Raw genomic sequence first — 9,156 nt, 5'->3', positions numbered from 1 at the left:
TCGTGCAGGGAGTCGTCGACCTCCGCGCCCGCCGCCGCGGCCTGCCGGGAGAGGCTGCCGCCCTCCGGACAGGCCACGACGACTCTCACGCCTTCTCGCGTCTGGGCCCCGACCAGATCGGTCACGACCCTCGCCACCCCGCCTTCCACCGGCTGTGCCAGATGAAGGACCGTGAGCGGGTCCCTTCGGTCTCTGCGCTTCGAAAGCACCCGAACGTCTCCTCGAACGTCACTACCGGACAAAATTCTGGCGGGGGAGGGAGAATTCAGCGTCGGGCGTCGACCTGCGCGAAGAGCGCGCCGAGCAGGTAGTCGTCGTCGCCGGACGCGAAGCGGAAGAGGAGACGGTTTCCGCCGGGACGCAGAGCCTGCGCCGCGTCGAAGATGTCGGAGTCGTATCCGAGCGTGTTCACGTGAGCGGGAACACGCCCTGATTCCTGCCGTCCGCGATCGGTGATCGTCGAATTGAACGTGTCGCCTGCCGGGTTCGCCGAATTCGAAAGCGGCGTACCGGCGCGCTTGTTGGCGGCAAGGGTGAAGGATTCCTTCGCCGAACCGCGGTCCCCGTCATATCCGACGACGCCGACGTTGCCCTTGGCGTTCGGGGAGAAATTCATCTCCCGCGTCGCGACTGGGATTCCCTTGGAGGCCGTTCCCGAGGGCACGAAGCCGTCCCAGACGCCGAGGTTGCGGAGAGGCGACTTGCTGTCCTCGTACGCCACCACCAGCGTCCAGCCGCCCCAGGCGCCGGCCTTGGAGTGACCCATCGCCACGTTCAGCTGGGCCACGGTGTACCGGCCGGGACCGCTGCTCCTGACGAGCTTCGTCACGTTCGCGGAGGCCTGATAGGCGTCCGCGCCGTCGCTGCGCCGGTGCTTGCGGACCGTGTCGGCGAGCACCGCGCGGTAGCTGCCGCCGGGCTCGGCGATCAGGACGCGGCCGTTGTCCTTGGCCGGCTTGACCTCTCCGACGCGGGTGTTGCCGCCCCAGTACAGACGGGCGTAGCTCACCCTCGCGCCCTTGGGCATCCGCAGTGTCGCCCTGGTGGAGTTGTAGGTGTTGGGGTCGCGGTCGACGTCCGAGTAGAACATCTCGTAGTCGCCGTTCGTGCCCGCCTCACCCTTCTGCGCCGAGGCACAGGGAACTGCGTTTCCGATCACCTTGCGGCAGGTGATGGACGAATTCGCCGCCCGGGCGACACCGCCGTGCTGCACGGCGTGGTAGCGCTCTTTGAGCGCTTGCCCTGCCGGCGGTCCGGATGCGTGAGTTGCGGGCGTGGACAACGACACCGTCGCCGTGCACATGACCGCGCACCACAGACCGCGCACAGCGGTCTTCTTCTTGTTCACCATGGATGACTCCGCCTCCCGTCACGAAACAAAGTGACCTTTACAAAGGCGCTGAGGGAAACCCGAGTGGCACGCCGGTCATCTTTCCCTTTTCACTGACTAGCCGACACCCGGTCGTCCCATTGGAGCCGAACAGAGCATCGGAAACAGTCGAACGGTCTGCCTGGGTTAAGGTCGGCGGTATGCCGCTGACCTTCGAGATGGATCCGTCGATCACGCATGAACTGAGCGACGGCCTCTGCGTGTTGTGGAGGGACGTCACCAACGCGAGCGGCGCGGTCGGCTTCGTACCTCCCGTGACCGTGGAAGACGTGCGTCACGACCTGCTGAGCCACCTCGCGGCCGTCGACGACGGCCGCACACGGATGATGATCGGCCGGGACGAGCAGGGGGAGATCGTCGCCGCCGCCTTTCTCAGCTTCAACACACACCGGCTCAAGCGCCACTGGTGCTCCGTCTACACGGTGATGGTCCAGCCCGCGCTCCAGGGCAAGGGATACGGGCGCGACCTGATGTCGGAGGTCGAGAAGGAGGCGCGGGGCATGGAGGGCATCACCGCGCTGAAGCTCACCTGCCGTGGAGGTCTCGGCCTGGAGCGGTTCTACCTCGGCTGCGGGTACCGCGAGGTGGGCCGTCTGCCGGGCGCGATCGAGGTCGCCGAGGGCGATCTGCGCGACGACGTCATCTTCTGGCTCGCGCTCGCCTGAGGGCGCTCCACCTCCCGGCCTCGCGTTTCCCGTCGCGGGTCGCCTCGGCGTGCGATGGCCGCCCAAGGGGCAGGGAAGATCGCTCCCGGCGCTGTGTTTGACTGGATTACGAGCCGTCCGCGGCGCCGTACCGACGAAGAAGAAGTCCGGAGAAGATCCCGTGATCAGCAAGTCGCACGCAACGCTCCGTTACACCGCCATGCGGGCCGGCGTCTTCGTCGGCTGCCTCGTCCTGGTCGCAGTGCTCGCCTACACCGGGGTCATCCCCGAGGGCATCGGCAAGTCCAACCCCCTCTGGGTCGTGCTCCTGGCGCTCGTGATCTCGGCCCCGCTCAGCTTCGTACTGCTGCGCAAGCAGCGGGACGCGATGTCGGCGCAGATCGTCGACGGTGTGGACAGGGCCAAGGACCGGCTCGCGGCGAATCAGGGCCAGGAAGACAGCCACGCGTAGGGGGCCGTCCTCTCGGGTCGGCAGCCCTGTAAGGCGCATCACACCCGGCGTCGTGCACTGAGGGGAATGGCCACGGCCCGGGGCGGCGTTCTGGGATCTGCCGATTCCGGACGGGATGCCTGTTCGGATGCCGAAGACCCACTGCCGAGCGGGAGTCCGACCGTGTCCCTGCCTTCTGACCCCTCCCCTGATTCCGCCACCGAATCCTCAGCCGGCTCCGCGCCCCCGTCTTCCGGGCCGGGGCGAATACCCAAGGTCCCGTTCTGGGCGCAGATCCTGCTGGGCCTCCTCCTCGGCGTCGCGCTGGGGTGGATCACCCGCAGCGGCGACGTCGCCTGGCTCGGTACGGCCCTCACCAAGACCGGCGAGATCTTCGTCCAGCTGCTGAAGCTCGCCGTCGCCCCGCTCGTCTTCTTCGCGATCATGATCTCGATCACGAACCTGCGCAACGTGCACAACGCTGCCCGGCTCGCGACGCGGACGCTGCTGTGGTTCATGGCCACCTCCCTTATCGCGGTGGCCATCGGACTCGTGATCGGGCTGCTCACGCACCCCGGTTCCGGCACGGGCCTGTCCGCCAAGGACGCGGCGAAGCCGGAGGAGGCCGGGTCCTGGCTGGACTTCCTCACCGGCATCGTCCCGACGGACATCATCACGCCGTTCACCGAACTCCAGGTCCTGCAGATCGTCTTCATGGCGGTCGTCGTCGGAGTCGCCGCGCTCAAGCTCGGTGAGAAGGCCGCGCCGCTGCTCACCTTCGGGGAGGCCGTCCTCGCGCTGCTGCAGAAGGCCCTGTGGTGGATCATCCGGCTCGCCCCGATCGGCACCATCGGCCTCATCGGTACCGCGATCAAGGACTACGGCTGGGATCTGATCGGCAAGTACGCGACGTTCACGGCCGACGTCTACATCGGCTGCGCCCTGGTCCTCTTCGGCGTCTACCCGCTGCTGCTGGCCACCGTCGCCAAGGTCAACCCGCTGCAGTTCTTCCGCGGCGCCTGGCCGGCGATCCAGCTGGCCTTCGTCTCACGTTCGTCCGTCGGCACCATGCCCGTCACGCAGAAGGTCACGGAACGCCTGGGCGTCCCCCGCGAGTACGCGTCCTTCGCGGTGCCCTTCGGATCGACGACCAAGATGGACGGCTGTGCCTCCATCTACCCGGCCATCGCGGCGATCTTCATCGGTGAGTTCTACGGCATCGAACTCGGCCTGAGGGAGTACCTGCTGATCGTCTTCGTCTCCGTCATCGGGTCGGCGGCTACGGCGGGACTGACGGGCGCGACGGTCATGCTGACGCTCACCCTCTCCACGCTGGGCCTGCCGCTCGCGGGCGTCGGCCTGCTGCTGGCGATCGACCCGATCCTGGACATGATGAGGACGGCGACGAACGTCGCCGGTCAGGCGGTCATCCCGGTGCTGGTGTCGGCGCGGGAGAACATCCTGGACCGCGACAAGTACGCGGGGGCGCGCAGCATGGACCTGGACACCTTCGAGACCGAGCGGGAGCAGGTAGCGACGGCTGCGTAGCGCGGCTCTGCTGAGCGTCAACTCCCCTGAACCCTTGTCGAGTTCAGGGGAGTCGGCGTTTCCGGGGTCCCTGACCGTGCGCGCGGGTTGGGCACCTGCGCACTTGCAGCTTTTCCGCCGCGACTGTGTGTGTTCGGCGAGGTACTGCTGTACGGGCACGAAGAGGCCGTAGGGCACGCCGACGCAGCATCACGGGGCGGCCTGGACGGCATCTCGCTCGGCACGGGCTGCCACGACGATGCCTCGTACATGGGGGTGCGGGTCGTCCGCGAGGCCGTCCAACAGGTCGGTGACCCCAGGGGTCGACCAACGGGCGACGGCCCAGGCCAGCCCGGCCCGTACCTTGGGGTCAGGGTGGGAGGCGAGGCGGGACAGCTGGGCGAGCGGCCCGCGCCGACGCATGCCGAACCAGTACAGCGCCTCGCGCAGCTCCCCCGGGTCCCCGGGATCGCCGGCTGCCTCGACCCTGGCGAGCAGAACTCTGGCCGGTGGCGGTGGACCGTCAGCCGCATCGGGCAGTCGTTCGCGCAGGCGCCGCGCACCGTAGCCCCCTCGCACCTGACAGCCGAAGCAGGTGCAGGGGCGCCGGCCATGTGCATTCGGGAAGTACCGCCAGCCGCCCCCCTGGGGCGCGCTGCGGATTCGATGCACTTCACGCGGCCGGATCGCCCGGGGTACAAAGACCTCCCAGCCACGCGGGTCCTCCAAGGTCGCTATCCGTCGCACCGCCTCGGCTGCACGGGTGGCGGTCTGACTGCCCTGCGGCTGGTCGGCGTAGCGACCGACGAGCACCTGCTGGTCGTCGTCCAGTCGCAGATGGACGGCTGCCAGCCCTCCCTTGCTGCCGAATCGGGCCAGCTCGCGCAGCCATTGGTGAGTGAGGGTGTACGACGGCAGCACCGGAAAGCAGTACACCCCCCGAGCACCGCCCTGGCCGTGACTCGCGGCACGGATCCCGGCCCGCCGGATGCGCTCCGTGTTCGCCGCAGACGTCAGGTGCACGAACATCGCCATGACCGAGCATGCTAGGGCCCGCCCTGCGGAGCACGACCGGGACCCGGCAACCGAACGCGGCACGGCCGCATGGCGCGGCTCGCCAACTCCCTTGGCCTCTACGGAGGTCGGGAGAGTCGGCGCGTTCCGGGTGCTCGCATTTGGAGGAGCGTTCACGTCGACTCATGCCGTTCGCGGGCTGGTTGGACGTGTGCGGGCCCGCTGAGTGGGGGCGCGATCGGTTCCTTGTGCCGCTGAAATACCTAGGACTACTATGCCTTGTGGTTCTAGGTATGGAGGCAGGGAGGTCTCGTGAGGGTCACCAAGGATCTTGTGGCCGCCTCGGCGACGCCGATGGTGCTGGGGATCCTGTCCGAGGGGGAGAGCTACGGCTACGCCATCCTCAGGCGGATCAACGATCTGTCCGGCGGAGAGCTGGACTGGACCGAGGGGCTGCTCTATCCGTTGCTGCACCGGCTCGAGCGGCTCGGACACGTGGAGTCGAGCTGGCAGTCGGTCACCGGGGAGCGACGGCGTAAGTACTACCGCATCACCGAAAGTGGTCTCGCTGAGCTTGCCGAGCAGCGCCGCCAGTGGAACACGGTCGTGGACGCGCTCAAAAAGGTCTGGCTCGACTCCGGCGAGTGGACGTTGCCGGCGATACCACTGGAGGGCCGGGCATGACACCGCAAGACGATCAGGACGGGCTGGAGGCCCAGTTCGCCCAGTGGCGTCAGTACGTGGAGCGGCGTCCGGAGCTACGGAAGTCCGACACCGAAGAGCTCGAAGACCATCTCCGGGGTTCCGTCGAGGAGTTGACCTCCGTGGGCCTGCGCGCCGACGAGGCGTTCCTGGTCGCGGTCAAACGCATGGGCGGCCTGGACGACTTGTCCCGCGAGTTCGCCCGGGAACACTCCGAGCGGCTGTGGAAGCAACTCGTGCTCACCGGCGAGACCGAGGGCGCGGTGGAGGGCACCCGGTCGCGGCGTGACCTGTTCGCCATGGTCATCTGTGCGGCCGGGGCGGCGATATCCGTCAAGGTGCCGGCACTCTTCGGGCTGAGCTTCGAACACGACGGTGCGTTCTACGGACTCAACATCAGTCTGTTCGCGTTTCCCTGGCTGGCGGCCTTCCTGGCCTGGCGCCGTCAGGCAGCACGAGGACTGATCGGGGTGATGCTGGCGTTGTTCGCCCTCGGTGCCGTGGCGGCCAACGCCTATCCGATCGGGGAGGAGTCCCAGTCGGCGGTCACGACTGGCATCCATCTCCCCATCGCACTCTGGTTCGTGGTCGGTCTGGCCTACGTGGCCGACGATGTGCGCTCGTCACGCCGGCGCATGGACTTCATTCGCTTCACCGGTGAATGGTTCGTCTACCTCGCGCTCATGGCTGCCGGTGGCGGTGTGCTGACGGCCTTCGTCTTCGGGACCTTCAAGGCCATCGGGATCGTCCCGGAGGACGCCATGGCGCAATGGCTCCTTCCCTGTGGCGGCGTGGCCGCGGTCGTGGTGGCCGGGTGGCTCGTGGAAGCCAAGCAGAGCGTGGTCGAGAACATGGCCCCGGTGCTGGCGCGGCTGTTCACCCCGCTGTTCGCCCTGGTGTTGCTGGCCTTCCTCGTCGCCTTCGGCTGGACGGGCGCCGGACTCGACATCGAGCGGGAAGCGCTGATCCTGTTCGACCTGCTGCTGGCCGTGGTGCTGGGGCTGCTGCTCTACTCGCTCTCGGCCCGCGATCCGCTCGCCTCGCCCAACATCTTCGACAGGCTGCAGCTCGTCCTCGTCGTCAGCGCGCTCGTCATCGATGTGCTGGTGCTGTTCGAGATCACCGGGCGCATCACCGAGTACGGCACCACACCCAACAAGGCCGCGGCGCTGGGAGAGAACGTCATCCTGCTGGCCAACCTCGCCTGGTCGGCGTGGCTGGTCCTGGGGTTCGTCCGCAGGCGCACACCGTTCGCGGCACTCGAGCGCTGGCAGACCGGCTATCTCCCGGTCTACGCCGTGTGGGCCTGGATCGTGGCCCTGGTCTTTCCGCCGCTGTTCAGCTACCTCTGATCCAACGTCCGTCCCCGGGCGCCTTCGAGGCGGACGGGATCACGTCGCGGCTCGTCAACTCCCCTGTCCTCTGCGGAGGTCGGGGGAGTTGGCGCGTTGTTCGGCGGCCCCTTCCATCGACCGTTCCTCAACTCCCTGCCCTGCAGAGGTCGGAGGACAGCCTCACCAAGGCTGTGGGGGCAGTGTTCGCAACTGGTGTGAGCTGCCCTCGGTTTGGGGGGAGGTGTTCACGCTTCACTTCGTATGGCGGTTGGGTGCTCAATCACAAGGACCCCGTACATGCCATCCGTGGGGACAGAGCTTTCACGGATGTGCCGCTCCCAATCCTCGGGCCATTCGGTTCCCAGATCCCACAACACCCCGTCCAGCGGCACCCCGTGCAACCTGGCATTGCGTAGATCCGCGCCACAGAAGTCATTGCTGGCCTGTTCCACCGTCGCTGCGACTTGTGCCAACTGCTCTGCCTCTGTGGCGAGTCGAGCCAGGTCATCTGCGATGTCTTGTGCGACCTCTGCCGCTCCCAACCATGCTTGCGGCATCGAGTCTTCGTCGTCCTGTTCTAGGCAGGAGAGGAGTTCCGGCTCCATGAGGCGGCGGATGCTGCGCGCTGCCGACACGATGCGTGCAGCCGGTGCGGCGAGATGTGCCCTGACAGCTTCGAGGTAGTCAGGGCCCGCGAGAGCGGCGCGTTGCCGGGACGGCAGGGGGAGTCGGATCATCTCTTCCAGACGACGCCCCAACTTCCGCAGAGCGCCGTGTACTTCGGTGCACCGTTCTCCCTCTGACAGGAGAAAACTCAGCTGCTGGGCGCATGAGACTGCTTCCCCCGCCGTGCGCCGCAACTCCTGCGGCTCGACGGTTCGGGCCGCTTCCAGAGCCGCACAGCGGTACTTGAGTCGCGTAGCTGGCAGATGCGAGAGGAGCTCGTGTTCCTGTGGCGGCCTGGAGTAGCGCGTGGAGGCTGGCTTTGTGCTCTCCGTATCAGCCACCGGTTGGAGGCGAGCAACGGTCGCCAGCCCGATCTGACGGAATGCAGAGGTTAATGCCCGAGTGAGGGCCAGGTCCGGATCGCGTAGTTCGGGGGGCCCGTCGCTCCCGCTCAGGCGGCAATGCACCGCGGCACCCATGCTCCGATGCACTGCGGCGAGCTTGGAGTCGAGAACCTCGTCAGTAGTCAGTGTTTCTTCACCACGACGGACGTCAGTCATCAGGCCTCTCTTCGTTGGCAGGCTGTTGAAGTCCAAGGCCGGCCTTCAACGCCGCCCGGGCTCGCGCGACGTTCTGACGCACCGAAGCTTGCGTCGTCTTCATCTCGCGGGCGATCTCCTCGGTGGTGAAGCCGTCACACAGCCAGGCCATCGCAGCACGCTGCTTGGCGGGGAGTGAGAGCAGCACGGCGATGACTTCTCGTTCCTCGTGGCCGATCTCCACGGCCTGTGCCGGACACTGCCAGTGGATCACTGCTTCGCAATCAGGAATCTCCGGGTATGCGTCCTCCACCCGAACCTGCTGCCCGACCCAGGAGCGCCACGCAACAGTGCGTAGCCATGCTTTGGGATGGGAGATTCGAACGCCGGGTCGGCACATCTGCGTGAAGGCGTCCTGCGCGGCGTCCTGGGCCTCGGTCCACGAGGCTCCCTGGAAGAGCAAGTGGCGGACCAGGCCCGCGAACTCGCGCTCGTGCAACTCTTCAGCCAGTTCTCGGCCTGGGAGTGCTAGGGGCTCCTCCACCAACTGCCGGGAGGCGAGGTCAATGTTCGCTGCGTCCTCCATGGTCAACACCACCTGTGTCGGGGGAGACGAAGGGTGTGACACGAAGGCTGTGACCTTTCACCGTCTCCTCCAAGGAGGCGAACTGTGCGACCCGACGCACCCGCTCCGTGCGGCCGCGTTCCGTGATGCGCGCTAGTTCGACCTTCTTCCGCATGTGGTGCCGTATGAGTTGAACTACCCCGTGCATGGTGCTCACCAGCACGGTCAGGCTCGCGGTGATCCACACCGAGTCCACTCGTCCTCCCGACCAATCGAAGCGATCATTTTGCGGGCATGTAGCTTCTTCCAACGCACATAAGTGCC

General features: G+C 67.0%; 9 protein-coding genes and 1 pseudogene. 5 read left to right on the top strand and 5 right to left on the bottom strand.

The features are described 5' to 3' along the window. Together H5J26_RS31350 and H5J26_RS07690 are read right to left on the bottom strand one after the other, a co-directional pair. A pseudogene (locus H5J26_RS31350) lies at positions 1 to 209 on the bottom strand (glycosyltransferase family 1 protein); the annotation flags it as partial. A 56-nt stretch (positions 210 to 265) separates the two neighbouring features. Further along, positions 266 to 1,351 (bottom strand): DUF3344 domain-containing protein, encoded by a 1,086-nt coding sequence (locus tag H5J26_RS07690; RefSeq protein ID WP_181764962.1) that lies wholly within the window; start codon positions 1,349 to 1,351, stop codon positions 266 to 268. 179 nt (positions 1,352 to 1,530) lie between these two features. Here H5J26_RS07690 and H5J26_RS07685 point away from each other — a divergent pair, with 179 nt between their 5' ends. From H5J26_RS07685 to H5J26_RS07675, 3 genes are all read left to right on the top strand, one after another. Next, on the top strand, positions 1,531 to 2,055 hold the full coding sequence (locus H5J26_RS07685; RefSeq protein WP_181764961.1) for a GNAT family N-acetyltransferase: 525 nt from the start codon (positions 1,531 to 1,533) through the stop codon (positions 2,053 to 2,055). Between the two features lie 160 nt (positions 2,056 to 2,215). Beyond that, on the top strand, positions 2,216 to 2,506 hold the full coding sequence (locus H5J26_RS07680) for a DUF4229 domain-containing protein (protein WP_309237822.1): 291 nt from the start codon (positions 2,216 to 2,218) through the stop codon (positions 2,504 to 2,506). A gap of 162 nt (positions 2,507 to 2,668) precedes the next feature. Beyond that, a complete protein-coding gene (locus tag H5J26_RS07675) occupies positions 2,669 to 4,033 on the top strand; it encodes a dicarboxylate/amino acid:cation symporter (protein WP_419183765.1) in 1,365 nt (454 codons plus the stop codon). A 189-nt stretch (positions 4,034 to 4,222) separates the two neighbouring features. On the opposite strand, the gene H5J26_RS07670 is transcribed toward H5J26_RS07675, so the two are convergent. Next, positions 4,223 to 5,047 (bottom strand): HEAT repeat domain-containing protein, encoded by an 825-nt coding sequence (locus H5J26_RS07670; RefSeq protein WP_181764959.1) that lies wholly within the window; start codon positions 5,045 to 5,047, stop codon positions 4,223 to 4,225. Positions 5,048 to 5,338: 291 nt separating this feature from the next. Between H5J26_RS07670 and H5J26_RS07665 the strand changes: the two genes are divergently transcribed. Beyond that, positions 5,339 to 5,710 (top strand): PadR family transcriptional regulator, encoded by a 372-nt coding sequence (locus tag H5J26_RS07665; protein WP_181764958.1) that lies wholly within the window; start codon positions 5,339 to 5,341, stop codon positions 5,708 to 5,710. Continuing rightward, the gene (locus tag H5J26_RS07660) at positions 5,707 to 7,080 is read left to right on the top strand and encodes a permease prefix domain 1-containing protein (RefSeq protein ID WP_181764957.1); all 1,374 of its coding nucleotides are present in this window, start codon (positions 5,707 to 5,709) and stop codon (positions 7,078 to 7,080) included. The genes H5J26_RS07665 and H5J26_RS07660 overlap by 4 nt, the downstream gene beginning before the upstream one ends. 227 nt (positions 7,081 to 7,307) lie before the next feature. Here the strand turns inward: H5J26_RS07660 and H5J26_RS07655 are convergent, their stop codons facing one another. Together H5J26_RS07655 and H5J26_RS07650 are read right to left on the bottom strand one after the other, a co-directional pair. Then, a complete protein-coding gene (locus tag H5J26_RS07655) occupies positions 7,308 to 8,288 on the bottom strand; it encodes a hypothetical protein (protein ID WP_181764956.1) in 981 nt (326 codons plus the stop codon). Then, complete coding sequence (locus tag H5J26_RS07650; RefSeq protein ID WP_181764955.1) at positions 8,281 to 8,853, bottom strand: RNA polymerase sigma factor; 573 nt, start codon at positions 8,851 to 8,853, stop codon at positions 8,281 to 8,283. Before H5J26_RS07650 ends, H5J26_RS07655 begins: the two co-directional genes overlap by 8 nt. Positions 8,854 to 9,156: the final 303 nt, after the last annotated feature.

Source organism: Streptomyces albidus (ex Kaewkla and Franco 2022), assembly GCF_013870515.1.
GTDB classification, from domain to species: Bacteria; Actinomycetota; Actinomycetes; order Streptomycetales; family Streptomycetaceae; genus Streptomyces; species Streptomyces albidus.
The sequence above is the reverse complement of the archived record's forward strand: the minus strand, read 5'-3'. Positions and strand labels throughout refer to the sequence as shown.